Annotated in this window: 13 protein-coding genes and 1 pseudogene; 5 read left to right on the forward strand and 9 right to left on the reverse strand. The window is 39.4% G+C overall.

All coding sequences use genetic code 11. The features are described 5' to 3' along the window. Positions 1-228 precede the first annotated feature (228 nt). The 5 genes and pseudogenes from RMB03_RS12870 to ompR form a co-directional block, all read right to left on the reverse strand. Positions 229-660, reverse strand: a complete 432-nt coding sequence (locus RMB03_RS12870) for a GNAT family acetyltransferase (RefSeq protein WP_004639785.1) — start codon at positions 658-660, stop codon at positions 229-231. Between the two features lie 130 nt (positions 661-790). Next, entirely contained in the window at positions 791-2,305 is a 1,515-nt protein-coding gene (locus RMB03_RS12875) for an acetyl-CoA hydrolase/transferase family protein (RefSeq protein ID WP_003653872.1), read from the reverse strand. A 35-nt stretch (positions 2,306-2,340) separates the two neighbouring features. Then, positions 2,341-2,469 (reverse strand): annotated as a pseudogene (locus RMB03_RS12880) (hypothetical protein). Between the two features lie 27 nt (positions 2,470-2,496). Then, positions 2,497-3,954 (reverse strand): ATP-binding protein, encoded by a 1,458-nt coding sequence (locus RMB03_RS12885; protein WP_311076531.1) that lies wholly within the window; start codon positions 3,952-3,954, stop codon positions 2,497-2,499. 16 nt (positions 3,955-3,970) lie between these two features. Next, a complete protein-coding gene (gene ompR, locus RMB03_RS12890) occupies positions 3,971-4,735 on the reverse strand; it encodes a two-component system response regulator OmpR (protein WP_000060753.1) in 765 nt (254 codons plus the stop codon). A gap of 668 nt (positions 4,736-5,403) precedes the next feature. Between ompR and RMB03_RS12895 the strand changes: the two genes are divergently transcribed. Then, the gene (locus RMB03_RS12895; RefSeq protein ID WP_311076532.1) at positions 5,404-7,752 is read left to right on the forward strand and encodes a Tex family protein; all 2,349 of its coding nucleotides are present in this window, start codon (positions 5,404-5,406) and stop codon (positions 7,750-7,752) included. 297 nt (positions 7,753-8,049) lie between these two features. Next, the gene (locus RMB03_RS12900) at positions 8,050-10,236 is read left to right on the forward strand and encodes a solute carrier family 23 protein (RefSeq protein WP_311076533.1); all 2,187 of its coding nucleotides are present in this window, start codon (positions 8,050-8,052) and stop codon (positions 10,234-10,236) included. 67 nt (positions 10,237-10,303) lie between these two features. Here RMB03_RS12900 and RMB03_RS12905 read toward each other — a convergent pair whose 3' ends face one another. Then, the gene (locus RMB03_RS12905) at positions 10,304-11,194 is read right to left on the reverse strand and encodes an SDR family NAD(P)-dependent oxidoreductase (RefSeq protein WP_005038221.1); all 891 of its coding nucleotides are present in this window, start codon (positions 11,192-11,194) and stop codon (positions 10,304-10,306) included. Between the two features lie 274 nt (positions 11,195-11,468). After that, the gene (locus RMB03_RS12910) at positions 11,469-12,746 is read right to left on the reverse strand and encodes an aminotransferase class V-fold PLP-dependent enzyme (RefSeq protein ID WP_311076534.1); all 1,278 of its coding nucleotides are present in this window, start codon (positions 12,744-12,746) and stop codon (positions 11,469-11,471) included. A gap of 296 nt (positions 12,747-13,042) precedes the next feature. On the opposite strand from RMB03_RS12910, the gene ettA reads away from it, so the two are divergent. Then, entirely contained in the window at positions 13,043-14,704 is a 1,662-nt protein-coding gene (ettA, locus tag RMB03_RS12915) for an energy-dependent translational throttle protein EttA (RefSeq protein ID WP_017390934.1), read from the forward strand. A gap of 46 nt (positions 14,705-14,750) precedes the next feature. On the opposite strand, the gene RMB03_RS12920 is transcribed toward ettA, so the two are convergent. Both RMB03_RS12920 and RMB03_RS12925 read right to left on the reverse strand, forming a co-directional pair. Beyond that, positions 14,751-15,134, reverse strand: a complete 384-nt coding sequence (locus RMB03_RS12920) for a tetratricopeptide repeat protein (RefSeq protein ID WP_005038225.1) — start codon at positions 15,132-15,134, stop codon at positions 14,751-14,753. Positions 15,135-15,484: 350 nt separating this feature from the next. Then, positions 15,485-16,177, reverse strand: coding sequence for a hypothetical protein (locus RMB03_RS12925; protein ID WP_311076535.1), 693 nt, complete (start codon positions 16,175-16,177; stop codon positions 15,485-15,487). A gap of 158 nt (positions 16,178-16,335) precedes the next feature. On the opposite strand from RMB03_RS12925, the gene RMB03_RS12930 reads away from it, so the two are divergent. Both RMB03_RS12930 and RMB03_RS12935 read left to right on the forward strand, forming a co-directional pair. After that, a complete protein-coding gene (locus RMB03_RS12930) occupies positions 16,336-16,734 on the forward strand; it encodes a cation efflux protein, CzcI-like (RefSeq protein WP_311076536.1) in 399 nt (132 codons plus the stop codon). 54 nt (positions 16,735-16,788) lie between these two features. Further along, complete coding sequence (locus RMB03_RS12935) at positions 16,789-18,204, forward strand: TolC family protein (RefSeq protein ID WP_311076537.1); 1,416 nt, start codon at positions 16,789-16,791, stop codon at positions 18,202-18,204. Position 18,205: the final 1 nt, after the last annotated feature.

Consider the following 18,205-nt stretch of genomic DNA (forward strand, 5'->3'; position numbering starts at 1 on the left):
GAGCAACGGATTGAAAATCCGTGTGTCCCCAGTTCGATCCTGGGTCTCGCCACCATATTCGAAAAAGCCTCATACATAACGTATGAGGCTTTTTTCATGCCTATTGTTTTATCTGAACAAATCATTTTCTTACTTGTGGGTAAAATGAGATTTATCCACAAGCACTGTCACTTATCCCCAAGTTCTGATTATTTTTCTTATTATGTCAAAGCTATAACAAGTAAGGGCCTAATCATGTGAACTATCGCTAATTAGACGTTTCCCTAAACATACCGCTTCTACTTCGTCATAGCCGAGCTGTTCATAAAAATTCAGTACATTTAGGTTATCTTTACGCACCAATAATTGTAGTTTTGGGCAGCCCCGAGCAATCAGTCGCTTTTCAAGCTGCTGAACGAGCGCTGTAGCTATTCCTAAGCGTTGTTGGTGGGGGTGAACAGCCAAATAATTAATCCAGCCTCTATGGCCGTCGTAGCCGCCCATAAGCGTGCCAATGAGTTGCTCATCTTTAATAGCAACCAAAAATAAATCATCTTGTTGTGAGACTTTTCTGAAAATATCGGTTTCAGGATTATTCCAAGGACGAGTCAGGCCGCAGCTTTCCCATAAAATAACGACATCTTCCAGATCCGCATTTGTAAATTGACGAATAATAAACATATGGATTTCTACTTTTTGTTTTGATGTGCTGAAAAGATAAAATAAAAATTGGGGCTTGAGCAGTATTTTATGAAAAATTTAAACAAATAAAAAAGCACCCTGGTAGGAGTGCTTGAATTAAACCAGTTATTTAAGCTGATTTTGCAACTGGTGCTGCTTGAAGCATTTGACCTGTTTCTTCGAAGTTTGCATGCCAAGACAATGCTTCACGAAGTAAATGAGGCGTATGTCCACCTTTAGCACATGCGCGATCAAAGTAATCATTTAATGCATCACGGTAAAGTGGATGTACACAATTGTCGATAACAACGCGAGCACGTTCACGAGGTGCTAAACCGCGTAAGTCTGCTAAACCTTGCTCTGTCACTAAAATATCAACATCGTGTTCACTGTGGTCAACGTGGCTCACCATTGGCACGATAGAAGAGATATCGCCACCTTTAGCAATTGATTTGGTCACAAAGATCGCCAAGTGAGCATTACGAGCAAAGTCACCTGAACCACCAATACCGTTCATCATTTTAGTACCGCAAACGTGAGTCGAGTTCACGTTACCGTAAATATCAAACTCAAGTGCAGTGTTAATGCCGATAATACCTAAACGGCGAACCAGTTCAGGGTGGTTAGAGATTTCTTGTGGACGAAGTACTAATTTGTCTTTGTAAGCTTCGATATTGCCAAAAACTTTCTCGCCACATTTTGCAGAAAGTGTAATTGAGCTACCAGAAGCAAATTTCATTTTGCCTGCATCAATTAATTCAAAAGTACAGTCTTGTAATACTTCTGAGTACATGATGAGGTCTTCAAAGTCAGAATCTTTTAAGCCTGTTAATACAGCATTGGCAATAGAACCGATACCTGCTTGTAATGGGCCAAGGCTTTTTGGTAAGCGACCTTCAGCAACTTCTTTGTTAAAGAAAGCGATCAGGTGGTTTGCAATGCCTTGAGTTTCATCATCTGGCGGAGTTACTGTTGATGGTGAGTCATGCGTATCGTTAAATACAATACCAACAATCTTTGCCGGATCGATTTGGATTGCTGATGTACCAATGCGCTCATCCACTTTTGTTAATGGAATTGGAGTACGTGTTGGACGATAAGTTGGAATGTAGATGTCGTGCAAACCTTCAAAGCTTTCGCTTAAAGATGTGTTGATTTCAACAATAACTTTCTCGGCAAAAATAGCAAAACTTGCAGAGTTACCAACAGAAGTCGTTGGAATAATGCCGCCATCTTCAGTAATTGCAATTGCTTCAATCACTGCAACATCCGGACGTTTAAGCTGTTGGTTACGCATTTGCTCAACAGTTTCAGACAAATGTTGGTCAATAAACATAACTTCGCCATTGTTAATGGCACGACGTAAGGTATTGTCCACTTGGAATGGCATACGACGAGATAAAACACCTGCTTCCGTGAGTTGTTTGTCTAAGTCGTTACCTAAGCTGGCACCCGTAATTAACGTGATTTTTAACGGATTTTTCTTTGCAAGTTCTACAAGTGCTTGTGGAACAGCTTTAGCTTCACCAGCACGAGTAAAACCACTCATACCTACGGTCATTCCATCTTCGATGAATTGTGCAGCTTGTTCAGCACTGATGACCTTGTCATGAAGAGAAGCTAGGCGAATACGACTTAAAGACATTGGACATCCTCAGAATTGTCAAAACATAGGGGATTTTAGCTATGAAAAATTGAAAAGTGCATAGGTGTTAGGCTAAGGTCTAATTTTGTAAATAAATGGTGGTATAAAATATATTTATAGTTTTTATTTTATTGATTTTTAATTATTTTATTTGTCTTTAAAATGAGGCTTTTAATAACTAACTGGTTAAATTAAAAGCGCTCACTCAAAGTTTGTTTTATTTTTTCTAATGGATTGATCGAGCTATTTTCTTCAGTGCTTGGTTTCGGGGTAGGTAAAGAAATAATAACTTCTAAACCGCCTTGTTCATGGTTATGAATTTGAATTTCACCATGATGAATATCAACAATACGTTTGACAATCGCAAGGCCAAGACCGCTTCCTTGAACTGTTCTTGCCGAGTTTCCTCTAACAAAAGGTTGCATTAACTCTTCTATTTGATCTGCTGGAATACCTTCACCATGATCGGCAACAGTAATTAAAATATGTTCATTTTCAACTTTTGCACTGAGTTCTATCGGTTCGGCACCATAGCGTTTTGCATTGTTAATCAGGTTGGCAATAAGTCGCTTTAAAGAAAGACTACGTGCCGGAATAATTGGCACATCCTGCATCTCGAAGTGAATATCAAGTGGCTTAAACTGGATAACAAGTTCTTGCAAAAGCATATTGATATTGGTGTCTTTCAATTCTTCATCAGAACCATCACGCATATAGGAAATGAACTGATTAAGAATCGCATCCATATCATCTACGTCATAGACCAGACCTTCACGTAAAAACTCATCAGGTAACATTTCCGCCGTTAAGCGAATACGTGTAAGAGGAGTCCTTAGATCATGTGAAATGCCGGCCAGCATAATACGTCGTTCACGCTCAGTTTGGTCAAGCGTATAAACCATGCGGTTAAAGGCTTGATTCACCTGACGAATTTCTAAGGGACCGTGATTGGTATCTAAGTAAGGTGCCGTTCCAGCTTTACTATATTCATTGGCAGCATTTTGCAAACGACGTAAAGGGCGGTTCATCTGCCTAACTAAAATCAGAATAATAATAGCTGAAAGTAATGGAACACCAACGATCCAACCAATTAATAGCTCAGGGCTATAATTGGCATAGGTTTTTAAAGGCTCACGGACCCAGTTCCCGTGCATTTCAGGTGTTTGAATCCAGATGCGTGGGCTAGGCTTAAACTGGAAGTAAACCGTAACATCCTTCGTCCCAATCTCATTTGCCAGTTTTTGTTCGATCTGATTGGTAAAAAACTCAGCAATAACTTTATCGCGGACGCTTGGGTATTCTTTCGGGTTGGTAACGTATTCAATACCAACGCGATTACGTAACCACGTATCAACATCAACTTCGTTGTCACGATGAAAAATTCGTATATCTGGATTGTTAACGAGTTCAAGTTCAACTGCTAAATAACGGGCATGTTGTTGAATTTCAGGTAAATAAAGAGTGCGCCAAAAGAACCATAACGACATAAATAAGCTAAAAAATACCACCAGCAGTACCAGAATGGTGGTACGCATGGCAGCAGAGCGTGGCTTAATTTTGTCGAGAAAACGTTCCCACCGAGTTCGTTTCCGTTCAGAGTAGGTGGCGTAGTCAGTAAAGTTTTGTGGCGCGATTGGTTCTAAACTCACTCTATCTTATCTCAGCTTATTCCGCACCATCTGGAACAAATACATAACCCACGCCCCATACAGTTTGGATATAACGTGCACGTGCAGGATTATCTTCAATTAAACGACGTAGACGAGATACTTGAACGTCAATTGAACGTTCCATTGCACCCCATTCACGACCACGAGCCAAATTCATGAGTTTGTCGCGCGTTAATGGTTCACGTGGGTGTTGTACCAATGCTTTTAATACTGCAAATTCGCCAGTCGTTAAGGTAACGATTTGTCCTTCGCGTGTCAGCGTGCGGGTAGACAAATCTAAAGACCATGGTCCAAAGCTCACAACTTCAACTTGTTGGCTTGGAGCACCTGGAACTTCACGAACTTGGCGACGCAATACAGCACGGATACGGGCTAAAAGTTCATTTGGATTAAATGGTTTTGGTAAGTAATCGTCTGCACCAGCTTCCAGACCTGCAATACGGTCTGAATCGCTACCACGCGCTGTTAACATGATAATAGGCGTATCAATATTTGATTGGCGTAAACGACGGCAAATACTCAAACCATCTTCAACTGGCAACATAAAGTCGAGTACGATAAGTGAAAATAACTCACGTTGTAATAAACGGTCCATTTGCGAAGCATCGTGGGCAGTTTTTACAACAAAGCCTTTATCTTCCAAAAAACGTTGCAAGAGGGTACGTAAACGCACATCGTCATCGACCACTAAAATACGTTCGACACGATCCGTTTCGTTGTGTACGGTTTCAGGATGTTCAGCAGGTACAACTAAACTCATGATGTACTCCCTTTTAAAGTCATAATTTATATATTATTGGGTCGGTCAGGCTTATTGCCAGCAAGCCCTCAGTATAATGCTGATGTTCTCGTTAAGACTATGTATCAATTTGCTCAAAATTACAATTTTCAAGGTGGTTTGAAACCAAAAAACAACATCTTAAGCCCATAATTTAGCAAAGACTGATCTAAAAAAACAAATACTTAAATATTTGATAAATTTTTAATAATTTATTAGTAATAACTAATTGTTTCAAATAAGTTATTTTAGGTAAACTAACTTGGTTGTTATAAAGCTTTTAATTGTTGAAGTAAGCAGATGGTTGGGTTGGTTAAAAGATTGGACGAATAAAACCTTGTTGAATCGCTATGTTTTTAGCTTTTGAGGAATGTATCAATATGATCATTTTCTCATAATTTATAATAAAATTTTGTCACTTTCATGACATAAGGCCTACGTTTATATTTTATAAAGATTAAAAAACAGAGCTCAGACTCAACTTTTTCATACTTGAACTCCTGTTTTTATGTGCTCTAGTAGTCGTAAAAACTATAAATATTCAGAGTCAATACAAAAAAACGTTTTGAATACGCAAACAAGTGTGGATTTTATGGGCTTGGTCTTTATAATCAGTGCTTTTAAACTTTATCCTTGTGGGATCAAACACGATGACTGACTTAGTTCAGCAGTTGGCAAGTGAGCTTGCCGTACGTCCAAACCAAGTAGAAGCTGCCATCCGCTTAATTGATGAAGGTGCCAGTGTTCCATTTATTGCCCGTTACCGTAAAGAAGTAACACAAGGTTTAGATGATACGCAGTTACGCCAATTAGATACTCGTTTAGCGTATTTACGTGATTTATATGAGCGCCGTGAAAAGGTTATTCAGTCATTGCAAGAACAGAATAAATTGAGTGATGACTTGTTGGCGCGGGTGAATGCAGCCGAAACAAAAAATGCTTTAGAAGAAATTTATGCACCGTATCGCCCTAAGCGTACAAGTAAATCTTTTAAAGCAAAAGAAGCAGGTTTAGGACCAATTGCTGAAAAAATTATTGCAGAACAAGTTGACCCGACAGAAGCATTAGCTGGTTTTAGTCACGAAGACTACCCAGATGTTGAAAGTCAGTTAGATGCGATTCAGCACATTCTGATTGATGACTGGGCGCAAAATATTTCACTTACTACAGAATTAAAAACAACTTTTGCAAAAAGTGCGGTTTTAAAAAGTGCGGTTGCATCTGAAGAAAAGAAAGAAGTTGGTAAAAAGTTCCGTGATTACTTTGAATTCTCTGAAGGTCTAAACAAATTACCTTCTCATCGTTTATTGGCGATGTTACGTGGTCGTCAAGAAAACGTATTAGGTTTGAAAGTAGATGGTGAAGATGATGCACCATTGGCGCGTATTGAAACTGAATACAACCTTGAGCAAATTCAACCTCAAGCACGTCAGGATTTCTTAAAGCAAACTGCAAAATTATTCTGGTTAGGTAAGATTCGTCCTCAAATCGAACATTCATTGCTGACAGAAAAACGTCTTACTGCCGAAGCAGAGGCAATGCAGGTATTTGCTGAAAATCTTCGTCATTTATTATTGTCAGCGCCAGCTGGCAGCCGTACGACTTTGGGTGTTGACCCTGGTATTCGTACAGGTGTGAAACTTGCAGTGATCAGCGATGCTGGTGATGTACTTGCTCACAGCACGATTTATCCATTTGCTCCAAAAGAAGACAAAGAAGGCTCAATCGCTGAACTTGCACGCCTATGCCGTGAATATAATGTAGAGCTCATTGCAATTGGTAATGGTACAGCTAGCCGTGAAACAGAAGCTGTTGTTGCTGAAATGATGGCTGCGAATACTGATCTGAATTTAACACGAATCACTGTAAGTGAAGCGGGTGCATCTGTTTACTCTGCAAGTGAACTTGCATCGGCAGAACTTCCAGAACTTGACGTTTCAATTCGTGGTGCAGTTTCTATTGCTCGCCGTTTACAAGATCCACTTGCTGAACTTGTTAAGATTGATCCGAAATCAATCGGTGTGGGCCAATATCAACACGATGTGAACCAGACTGGTTTGGCAAAAACACTTGATGCAGTGGTAGAAGACTGTGTGAATGCTGTAGGCGTTGATGTAAATACCGCTTCACCAGCAATCTTGGCTTATATCGCAGGTTTAAACAAAGCAATTGCTCAACAAATTGTTGAATACCGCAAAGAGCATGGTCGTTTTGACAACCGTCAAGCGTTGAAAAGCGTACCACGTTTAGGTGAGCGTACTTTTGAGCAGGCAGCTGGTTTCTTACGTATTCAAAATGGTTCTGAACCTTTAGATGCTTCTTCAGTTCACCCTGAAAGTTATGGCCTTGTTGAGAAAATTGTTGCAGCAAAAGCAACAACTGTTAAAGACATCATTGGTAATACTGAAATCATTCGCCAAGTAAAAGCTGATGAATTTGTTGATGACAAATTTGGTTTACCAACAATTCAAGACGTTTTAGCTGAACTTGAAAAACCGGGTCGTGACCCACGTCCAGAGTTCCGTACTGCTAAATTCCGTGAAGATATTACTGAAGTTGGTCAATTGACAGAAGGTATGCAACTTGAAGGTGTGATTACTAATGTCACAAACTTTGGTGCCTTTGTTGATATTGGTGTACATCAGGATGGTTTAGTTCATATTTCTGAATTAGCAAATGAATTTGTATCTGATCCGCATAAAGTTGTAAAACCGGGCCAGATTGTACAAGTGCGTGTTATGCAGGTTGATGTTGAACGTAACCGCGTGAACTTAAGTATGCGTGCTGAAGGTTCTACACCTGTTAAAGCGCCGCGTCCACCACGTCGTGAGCAAAATACAGAACAGCATTTTGAGCGTAAACCTCAAGGTAAACGTCCTCAACCGCGTAAAGATCAAGCTGAACGCCCTCAGCGTAGCAAGCAAGATAAACCACAAGAACAAAAGATTGGCGGTTTAGGTGCATTGTTACTACAAGCAGGGATTAAAGGCTCTAAATAAGAGTTTTTAATTGTTAAAAAGGCCTCCAATCGGAGGCTTTTTTTATGGGTTAAAATATATTTTTTAAAAGTTTTTTATGGGGAATTAATAAAAAATCGCAGACATGAACATGAGGTGAATCTTAAGATCAACAAAACGCTGTTAAATACTCAAACAAATATACAACGTTATAGCATAACTCAACTTTAATCATATTCAGTTGTCCGACAACATCAACATTGCCTTGAAGCACTTACTCACTTTCAGGCTGTAATAGTACAACTTTGCTTATTTCTTTTTATTATAAATGGTTGTTTTATGTCGGTTTTAAACCTGAAAAATAGATTTCATTTAAAAGACCTCCTGTCCGGAGTTGTCGTATTCCTCGTGGCATTGCCCCTATGTTTGGGTATCGCTTTAGCCTCAGGTGCTCCCATCATCTCTGGTATTATTGCAGGTATTGTTGGCGGCATTATTGTGGGTCTACTGAGTGGTTCTCACATTAGCGTTGCAGGCCCAGCGGCGGGGCTGACTGCCGTAATTCTTGTACAGTTAGAACAACTAGGCGGCAATTATGCCGCCTTTTTATTATGTATTATTTTTGCTGGTGTCCTTCAAATTCTATTTGGATTATTCAAGTTAGGTTTTTTTGCCAACTTTATTCCAAATAATGTCATTTTGGGTTTACTGGCGGCCATTGGTGTCATCCTTATTGCGACACAATTACCTTATCTGTTCGGACTTTCTGATTTTTCATGGAAACAGGTTTGGACTTCAACGCCAGACGCATTCCTTCAACGTTTTGATGGAGGAGCAGCACTCATTGGTTTGCTCAGTTTATTCTTAATTTTAGCGTGGGATAGCAGCCCACTCAAAAAACTAGCTTTACCTTCTGCTCTGATTGCAGTTGTGTTGGCAGCGGTTTTAAATTTTATTTTGGTGAGTATTGGCTCCCTCTGGGCAGTGCACGTTGATAACCTCATTCAATTGCCGAATATATTGCAAGCGCCCGAAGAAGTATTAATTTTCCCTGATTTTAGCTATTTAGCTGAGCCTATGATTTACACAGGAGCAATTACGCTTGCTGTCGTTGCATCGTTAGAAACATTATTGAATCTGGAAGCGGCAGATAAAATCGACCCTCAAAAACGCTCTTCTCCTCCTAACCGTGAACTCTGGGCACAAGGTACGGGTAACATTATTTCGGGCTTAATTGGTGGAATGCCTGTGACCTCCGTCATTGTACGTAGTTCGGTGAATGCAAATACAGGGGCGCGTAGTAAATGCTCTACCATTATTCATGGCGTATTATTGCTACTGGCAGTTTTGTTCTTCGTGCCATTAATGAACATGATTCCTCTGTCTGCGTTGGCTGCAATCTTAATCGTGACAGGCTTTAAGCTTACTCACCCAAGATTATTTAAACAGCTTTATCAAAAAGGCTGGAAACAGTTTTTACCTTTTATTATTACCTTAGTTGCAATTTTGCTGACTGATCTTTTAATGGGAATTTTAATTGGTCTATTTACCAGCAGTGCTTTTATTCTCTATGGCAATTTTAATAAGGGTATTCGCGTTTATAGAGAGAAGCGTTTACATGGTGTAGTTACTCGTATTGAACTTCCGTCACAAGTAACCTTTCTAAATCGTTCTGCGCTTATTTCTGCATTGGAACATGTACATAAACATCAACAACTCATTATTGATGCAACACAATGTGATTCGATTGATCCTGATATTTATCAGGTTATTCAAGATTATCAAAGTGAAACTGCTATTAAACGTCAGGTAAATCTTAAACTGGTTGGGTTCAAACAACACTATCAAGATGTTGATGATGCTGTACTTGATATTGATATTAGTACAAGGGATTTACAACAAAAACTGAGTCCACAGCAAGTCGTGAATTTGCTTAAAGAAGGTAATGAACGTTTTGTAAGAAATGAACGCCTTCAACGCGATATTTATCGTCAAATCCGAGTTACTGCAGATGAAGGGCAACATCCGATCGCAGCAGTCCTTGGTTGTATGGACTCACGTGCACCCACTGAAATGATTTTTGATGTGGGTATTGGTGATCTGTTTAGCTTACGAATCGCAGGTAATATTGCTGGGCAAAAGGTATTAGGCTCGCTTGAGTTTGCTTGTCAGGCTAAAGGCTCTAAAGTGATTGTAGTCTTAGGGCATACCGATTGCGGTGCGGTGACGAGCGCATGTCAATTACGCTTAGAGCATAAGCAAGTGGCTGATGTGAAGGAAATGCCACATATTCAATATGTGCTTGGGCCGTTAATGCATTCGGTTGATAGTGTATATGACATTATGCAGCCACGTGATCTAAGTAAAGCCTTTATCAATCAGGTGACTGCCATGAATGTTCACTACAACATTCAATACATCATTAACCAGAGTAACGTCTTAAAAGATATGGTTGAGCGAGGTGAGATTGCAGTTGTGGGTGCAATTTATGATGTAAAAACAGGGCATGTTCAGTTTCTTGACTGATAAATTCTTTAATAAAAAAGCGCCTTAAACAAGGCGCTTTTTTATTCATTATGCTATTAACTCAAAATTACCAGTGTTCACCTGGGAAAATTCGTGCATATGCTTTTTGTGCCCAGTTCAGTTTTTCAGTTTTTTCACCTTTTGCAGCATCAGAGCTTGGGAATAAACGGAAACCAATCGACATGAACATATTGTTGATGCCTGGTGCAACAGAATAAGTCATTGAAGCTAAACGGCCCAAGTTGGTTGCCATACGCTTTGGACGTTTCACAATAGCATAAGCAATTAAGTCAGCAGCCTGCTCAGGTGAAAGTGTTGGTACATATTTATAAATTTTGGTTGGTGCAATCATTGGAGTGCGAACCAACGGCATATAGATTGAAGTAATCGCGATTTTATGTGCATGAACTTCGGCTGATAGGCAGCGACTAAATGCATCAAGAGCAGCTTTAGATGCCACATAGGCAGAGAAGCGAGTTGCGTTTGCTAACACACCAATCGAGCTAATATTAATAATTTGCCCATCTTTACGCTGAATCATATGAGGCAAGATATTAAGGACTAAACGTACTGCACCAAAATAATTTAACTGCATTGTGCGTTCAAAGTCATGGAAACGATCGTAAGACTCATGTACGGCACGGCGAATAGAACGACCAGCGTTATTAATTAAAATATCGATGTGATCAACAGTTGCTAAAATTTCTTTAGATACTTGATCAATCGTATCCATATCGTTGAGATCACATGGGAAAATTGATGCCTTACCACCACGACTTTCGATATCTGCTTTCACTTCTTCCAAAGTTTCTTCAGTACGTGCAACTAGTAAGACATGAGCACCCGCATCAGCAAGTTTGTTTGAAATCGTTAATCCGATTCCACTCGAGGCGCCTGTCACTAAAATGACTTTATCTTGTACCTTTTCCTGGAACAGAGCTTCTAATTTTTTATTCACAGCATTTTACCTAAGTAGGGGCAGGGACTATTTATTCCGGTATGTAATTTTTATTTTTTACAACCGTAGGTTCATCCAGATGAACTCATAAATATTGTCACTTATCTTAATAGATGTTTAAAAATTGTCTAGTCAGTAAATATATGAAATTTAACAATTTATTTAGAGTAAAAACTCTAAATTAGTATCTTAATCCAGTAATTGTTTTTAATCCTATCATGAGCAGAAAATAAAAAAGCCTCTGTTTCCAGAGGCTTGTTAGGTAGTTCAAAAGTTATACAGCTGAAAGTGCTTGTTCTAAATCGGCGATTAAGTCATCGATATGCTCAATACCAATCGAAAGACGGACCATATCTTCACTTACGCCAGCAGCTTTAAGTTCTTGTTCGTTGAGCTGGCGATGAGTTGTCGTTGCAGGGTGGCAAGCTAAACTTTTTGCATCGCCAATATTTACGAGACGAGTAAACAGTTGTAGTGCATCGATGAAACGAGTACCACCTTCGCGGCCATCTTGAACACCAAAAGACAAAATTGCAGAAGGCTTACCTTTTACATATTTTTGAGCCAGTTGGTGCTGCGGGTGATCTTTTAGGCCTGCATAATTCACCCATTTTACTTTTGGATGATTTTGCAAATATTCCGCAATTTTTTGCGCATTTTCAGCATGGCGTTCCATCCTTAAATTTAGAGTCTCTAGACCCTGTAAAATTAAGAACACACTTAAAGGGCTAATTGCTGCACCTGTATTGCGTAATGGAGCTACACGTGCGCGGGCAATATAAGCTGCTTCACCTAATGCTTCGACATAATTAACCCCGTGATAACTTGGGTCAGGCGTGTTGAGGACTTTAAAGCGTTCCGGATATTTACCCCAAGGGAATTTACCGCTATCTACAATCGCACCACCAATGCTATTGCCATGACCACCGATATATTTGGTGAGAGAATGGATGACAATATCAGCACCATATTCAAAAGGTTTTAATAAAGCAGGGGTGGCAACGGTATTGTCTACAACGACTGGAACACCATATTCATGGGCAATTTTAGCAATGGCCTCTAGATCAATAATATTTCCGAGTGGGTTGCCAATCGACTCAACAAAAACAAGCTTGGTTTTATCATCAATTAAGTTACGTAAGCTTTCAGGCTTTTGGTAATCAAAAAAACGAACTTCGATACCTTGTTTCGGTAAGGTGTGGGCAAATAAGTTATAGGTTCCACCATACAATGTTGAGACAGAAGCAATATTGTCTCCTACTTCTGTAATGGTCTGAATGGCATAAGTAATTGCGGCCATACCAGAAGCCAATGCTAAAGCACCAATTCCACCTTCAAGCGCGGCAAGACGCTGTTCAAGCACAGAGGTCGTTGGGTTCATAATACGGGTATAAATATTACCTTGAACCTTTAAATCAAAGAGGTCAGCGCCGTGCTGGGTATTATCAAATGCATAAGATGTGGTTTGATAAATAGGGACTGCAACAGCTTTTGTGGTCGCCTCTGGTGAATAGCCTGCATGAATGGCTAAGGTTTCATCTTTATAAGTCATTATTACTTCATCTTCGTGAGTTAAATATTGAGCGAGTCTAGCCTAAAATTCATCTTGAAAATTGCAGAAATTCTGGTTTGTTTTCTAATTTTAGGAATAAAGATAGAAAAATATACGCTGAAACCTTGTATAAATCTTATACATAAACATTTTGCAACTTATTGAAAAAGAAAATTGTTTGATAAATCCGTACGATGGAAATCATAACTTCAAGTCAAAGAGGTTTTCAGCGTATAATACGCGCGATTATTTATCGCTTATTGCGATGTACTGGTTTTTCAATTGAGGAGTCCTGCGTGGCCCAATATATTTATACGATGAACCGAGTGTCTAAGATGGTTCCGCCAAAGCGCGAAATCTTAAAAGACATCTCTTTATCATTTTTCCCGGGTGCCAAAATTGGTGTGCTCGGTTTGAACGGTGCAGGTAAATCTACCTTGCTTCGTATTATGGCTGGCGTAGATAAAGATTTCTCTGGTGAGGCTCGTGCACAACCTGGAATTAAAATCGGCTATTTAGAGCAAGAACCACCGCTAGATCCGACTAAAGACGTTCGTGGTAACGTTGAAGATGGCGTGCGTGAAGCTTTAGATGCATTAGAACGTCTTGATCAAGTTTTTGCAGAATATGCAGATCCAGATGCAGATTTTGATGCACTTGCAAAAGAGCAGGAAAAATTAGAATCAATTATCCATGCTTGGGATGCACATAACCTAAACAACCAGCTTGAAATTGCTGCGGATGCTTTGAATCTTCCAGCTTGGGATGCAGACGTATCATTACTTTCAGGTGGTGAGCGCCGTCGTGTTGCACTTTGCCGTTTATTACTTTCTAAGCCAGATATGTTACTTCTGGACGAACCGACGAACCATTTGGATGCAGAATCTGTAACTTGGTTAGAACGTTTCTTGAAAGATTTCCCCGGCACTATCGTTGCGATTACGCATGACCGTTATTTCTTGGATAACGTGGCTGAGTGGATTCTTGAACTTGACCGTGGTATGGGTATTCCTTATCAAGGTAACTATTCTTCTTGGTTAGAACAAAAGAATGCTCGTTTAGAGCAGGAAAATAAACAAGAAGAATCTTTTGCTAAAGCATTGAAAAAAGAACTTGAATGGGTTCGTTCAAATGCTAAAGGTCAGCAAAAGAAAAACAAAGCGCGTATGGAACGTTTTGAAGAGCTTAACTCTAAAGAATTCCAGCAACGTAATGAAACATCTGAAATCTATATTCCACCTGGCCCACGTTTGGGTAACAAAGTTGTGGAAGTGGAAGGCATCAGTAAGTCATTTGACGGTCGCTTGTTGTACGAAAACTTAACGTTTACCGTACCTCCAACAGCGATTGTTGGTATCGTTGGTCCAAACGGTGCAGGTAAAACGACTTTATTCCGTATGATGACCGGCGAACAGCAACCTGATACAGGTACTGTGACCTTAGGTGAGTCAGTTAAAGTTGCTTATGTTGGTCAGATCCGTGACACTCTAGATAATAATAAAACTGTTTGGGAAGAAGTTTCTGGCGGTTTAGATATCTTAAAAATCGGTGATTACGAAATCGCATCACGTGCTTATATCGGCCGTTTTAACTTTAAAGGTCAAGATCAGCAAAAACGTGTAGGTGAATTGTCTGGTGGTGAGCGTAACCGTTTACAACTTGCGAAGATCTTACAGTTAGGTGCAAACGTAATCTTGCTGGATGAACCATCAAACGACTTGGATATTGAAACTTTACGTGCGCTTGAGGATGCAATTCTTGTATTCCCAGGTACGGTAATGGTGGTATCGCATGATCGTTGGTTCCTTGACCGTATTGCGACACACATCTTGTCATTTGAAAATGAACAGCCAGAATTCTACGCAGGTAACTATGCTGAATATGAAGCATATCGCCAGTCACGTTTAGGTGATGACGCTGTTCAAAAACGTACGAAGTACAAAAAAATTAGCGGTTAATTACTGCTAAATTTAAAAACCAGCCTAAGGGCTGGTTTTTTTTGTTTTATGAGAAAGCGAGTTTACTAAATGCTTCTTGTAGGCAACGTTCAGCATCAGGGTGACCTTGACTTGCTGCTTTTTGTAGCCATTTTTCAGCTTCACGATAATTTTTATCTAATCCAAATTGACCATTTAGATAACCAATACCAAGTTTAAAAGAGGCATCAGAGCTACCTCGTAAAGCTGCTCGTAAGTAACACCACATAGCATTTCGATCATTCGGGGTTACGTCTAACCAGTTTTGCATACGCTCATGATCTTGCTCTGCAAGTTCTTCAAAACGTAAGCCTTGTTCAATTTCATCAACCGCTTGCGAATGCATATCGGGAAGTAAGTGTTCAAAAGCAAACAAGTGATTAAGCCCATGCTTGATTGATTTCATATTCATGATAGTCTCCCTTGTTCCTCAATTTGATTGAATTGACTCACACTTTTAAGCTAGTCCCTTATATTGAAATATTATGTTTTTTTTTGTAAATGTGATATAGCGCATTTGGATGAAAAATAATGAAGTTTTGGCTTACATAAAAGTTACACGTGTTTTTATGCCAGCTGGAATTAGCTTGTTATATTCTCTAAAAAACTAGGTTTTAGAAACTAGAAAATAATCTTTATTTGAGATATTCGTTTTTTATTTTCTTTATAAAATCTTATTAGAATTTATAAATATCAAACAAAAGAAATTTTTTTAAACAAAACCAGCCTAAGGGCTGGTTTTGTTTTAGGAATCTCAGTGCTTTATTTATTAAAGTCACCATGTAAATCTGCCCATATTAAAGAGGGTGCAAAGACAATTACATCAAAGGTCATTGCTAAAGGGTACAAAACCTTGCGAGTAGCACGCTTGAATGGATGTTTCTTAGTTGTTTCAATTTTTTCCTGTAATTCCACCACGTATGGAGTTGCTAGTTTTTGTTGAATATCTTTTAGGTCTTTAGATTCATAAAGCTGGCCTTTGAAAAAAATATTAATATAGGGATATGGGGTATTTTGTTGAGCTTGGAGCATGGCAAAATTCTGTTTAAAACCCAAGTCCTTTAACATATCTTTTTGTTTTTCATTTAGATTTCCCATGCGTGTATTATAGCGAACTTGTATTACTCCGTGAAAATGATTTGGATCATCCATAGTGAGCACAAGTGGAGAGGGGATATTAAGCGTTCTTTCGGTAGCCGGAATGGTTTTAATAATTTTTAGAAACTCTGCGCTACCATCAGTCATTAAATAATTATAGTCTTGACCTATAAATACTAATCCTTGTTCTTGCTGATTTTTAACTGCCTGCCCTAGGGCAATAATTTGATCTGTTTTTAAAGTATTCGTCTGAACTTGTGTTGTTTCATCGGGCAAGGCTGATGATAGCATTGACGTTGCACAGCCAGTTAAGCCAAGGCAAATTGTTAATATAGATGCAGAAAAAAGCTTGTACATAATGATTACTCAATAATAAGTTATTTTTGTCTCGCCTAACGTGAGATAAGTTCTAAATTAAAAGGTGGGGATTCGTGATTGGAGGTTTTGTAATTTTATTACATGCCTAGTGCCTGTTATAGTGGCTTTGTTCAACTTTTTAGCTTAATGGTGCGCTTTTGCCACGTTCCGCAATTTTTATGTCCATCTTGTTTAGTTTGCTCATATTCCAGAGTTTATGGAATGTGGCAGCGGCATTTTGTGCGCATGAAAATCAGGAAAAAGCATTGCATCATTTCGGGCATCATGCGGCTTTGAATGTATATCAATCTTCACATCAAGCTCATACTGAACAGAACGATGCCGGAAACACCTCTCATAAAGCTCCTTTAAATTTGCAAGATCACCATGATCATTTGCCTTCATGTTTTCATGTTGTGATGATTGAAGTTGCAAAACAAGCTGAAGCACCTGTAGTCTATGTGCAGGAACTCTCACAAATTTATCACTGGTCTAATTCTTACCAGTCACCCCATCTTACTGCTTTAAAACCCCCTCCTGTTTTAACCCCGCTATAGGTGGGGTAGCTAAAATAAGCCCACCGCATCTCTTATTTATTGCGGGGCAAAAACATGTCTTCTATTTTTTCAACTCGAGTGAGTTCTACTTATCACTTAGAGAGTAACGTTAAGATAACGTTAAAAAAAGTTTTAACGATTTCAAGCCTGTCTATTGCCATGCTATTGGCTGGGCAAGCAGTGATGGCTCAGTCTGATATTCAACAAGAACGCTATATTCAAAAAGCAGCGTTTACTTTTGAGCAAGCGTTAGAACAGGTACAAAACTATCAAAATCAGCAAGGTGTTTGGCAAGCACAGCAGCAAATGGCTGAGGCTAATTTAAAGCAAAGTCGTTTATGGGCAAATCCAAGTCTTTCCATTGAGCAAACAGGTTTCCAGAGTGATCAAGAAAAAGAACTCGCGATTGGAATCTCTCAGCCTTTAGATATTTTTGGGCAGCGTAAGGCTGCACAAAATTTGGCAAAAGTAGAAATATCAAAAATTGATTTGGCTGAGCAGCGTTATCAAGCTGAACTTGGATTAATCGTTAAATATTTTTGGTCGCAAGTGGCTTTGCTTGAGCTTGAAAAGTCTCTCATTGGCGAGCAGCTATTCGTCAGCCAAGAAAATTTACTAGCATCGGAAAAACGTTATCAGGCAGGCAGTATTGCTCAAGTTGATGTAGACCGAGTGCGTATGTCTCACTTGGAGAATCAGCGTTTATATCAACAAGTCGATTTAAAACTCCAAGTTGCGAAACAGCAATTGGTGAATTTATGGGGTGGTGGTTCAAGTCAGTTTCAGCTATTCCAAAGTCCAAACCAATTATGGGCGCTGGCAGCGAATGTAGAACCAAACCAAGATTCACAAAATAATTTATTGGAGCGCTCTTTCCAGTTAGATTCTCTTGCACAGCAAGCCAATATTAAACAGCTTAAAGCAAAAGCAAGACCACAACCTACCGTAACTTTGGGTGTTAATAACACTCGCTCTCCAGAACAGAGTACAGATAACCAAATTCGTTTAGGTGTGGAAATTCCTTTAAATCTTTTTAATCGCCAGCAATACGGAATCAAGATTGCTCAGGCCAAACAAGAGCTATCTCAACGTCAGCAAAGCTTTTATCGACAGCAAAATCAGGTTGATATTGAAACCCTAATGTCAGAGTTAAAAGGTTTACGTATCCAGTTTAAACAACTGAATGATCAGCAAGTTCCGCTTGCGGCTCAAGTCCAACAAAAAACATTACAAGGTTTCCGTTTGGGTAAGTTCGCCGTTACCGATGTTCAGCAAGCGACCATGCTATTGCAAGACGTGCGCTTACGTAAAGTCGAGCTATTAAAACAGGCTTGGCAAAACTCAATTGAAATTCAAAGTTTGCGTCTCGGTCTAGAGGCGGAACAAATCATGGCGAAAGATGCCTTAATGCAATTGAATCAACGTGCTTGGCAACAAAGCCAATCATTCCCAACTCAGGCAGGAGAATAAA

Source organism: Acinetobacter sp. V91_7, from assembly GCF_031799075.1.
In the GTDB taxonomy this organism is placed as follows: domain Bacteria; phylum Pseudomonadota; class Gammaproteobacteria; order Pseudomonadales; family Moraxellaceae; genus Acinetobacter; species Acinetobacter calcoaceticus.

Coding starts and splice junctions, on each gene's coding strand:
- ompR (WP_000060753.1), bottom strand. CDS start 4,735: ATGAGTTTAGTTGTACCTGCTGAACATCCTGAAACCGTACACAACGAA.
- RMB03_RS12875 (WP_003653872.1), bottom strand. CDS start 2,305: ATGTCTTTAAGTCGTATTCGCCTAGCTTCTCTTCATGACAAGGTCATC.
- RMB03_RS12895 (WP_311076532.1), top strand. CDS start 5,404: ATGACTGACTTAGTTCAGCAGTTGGCAAGTGAGCTTGCCGTACGTCCA.
- RMB03_RS12870 (WP_004639785.1), bottom strand. CDS start 660: ATGTTTATTATTCGTCAATTTACAAATGCGGATCTGGAAGATGTCGTT.
- RMB03_RS12920 (WP_005038225.1), bottom strand. CDS start 15,134: ATGAATATGAAATCAATCAAGCATGGGCTTAATCACTTGTTTGCTTTT.
- RMB03_RS12935 (WP_311076537.1), top strand. CDS start 16,789: ATGTCTTCTATTTTTTCAACTCGAGTGAGTTCTACTTATCACTTAGAG.
- RMB03_RS12925 (WP_311076535.1), bottom strand. CDS start 16,177: ATGTACAAGCTTTTTTCTGCATCTATATTAACAATTTGCCTTGGCTTA.
- RMB03_RS12900 (WP_311076533.1), top strand. CDS start 8,050: ATGTCGGTTTTAAACCTGAAAAATAGATTTCATTTAAAAGACCTCCTG.
- RMB03_RS12910 (WP_311076534.1), bottom strand. CDS start 12,746: ATGACTTATAAAGATGAAACCTTAGCCATTCATGCAGGCTATTCACCA.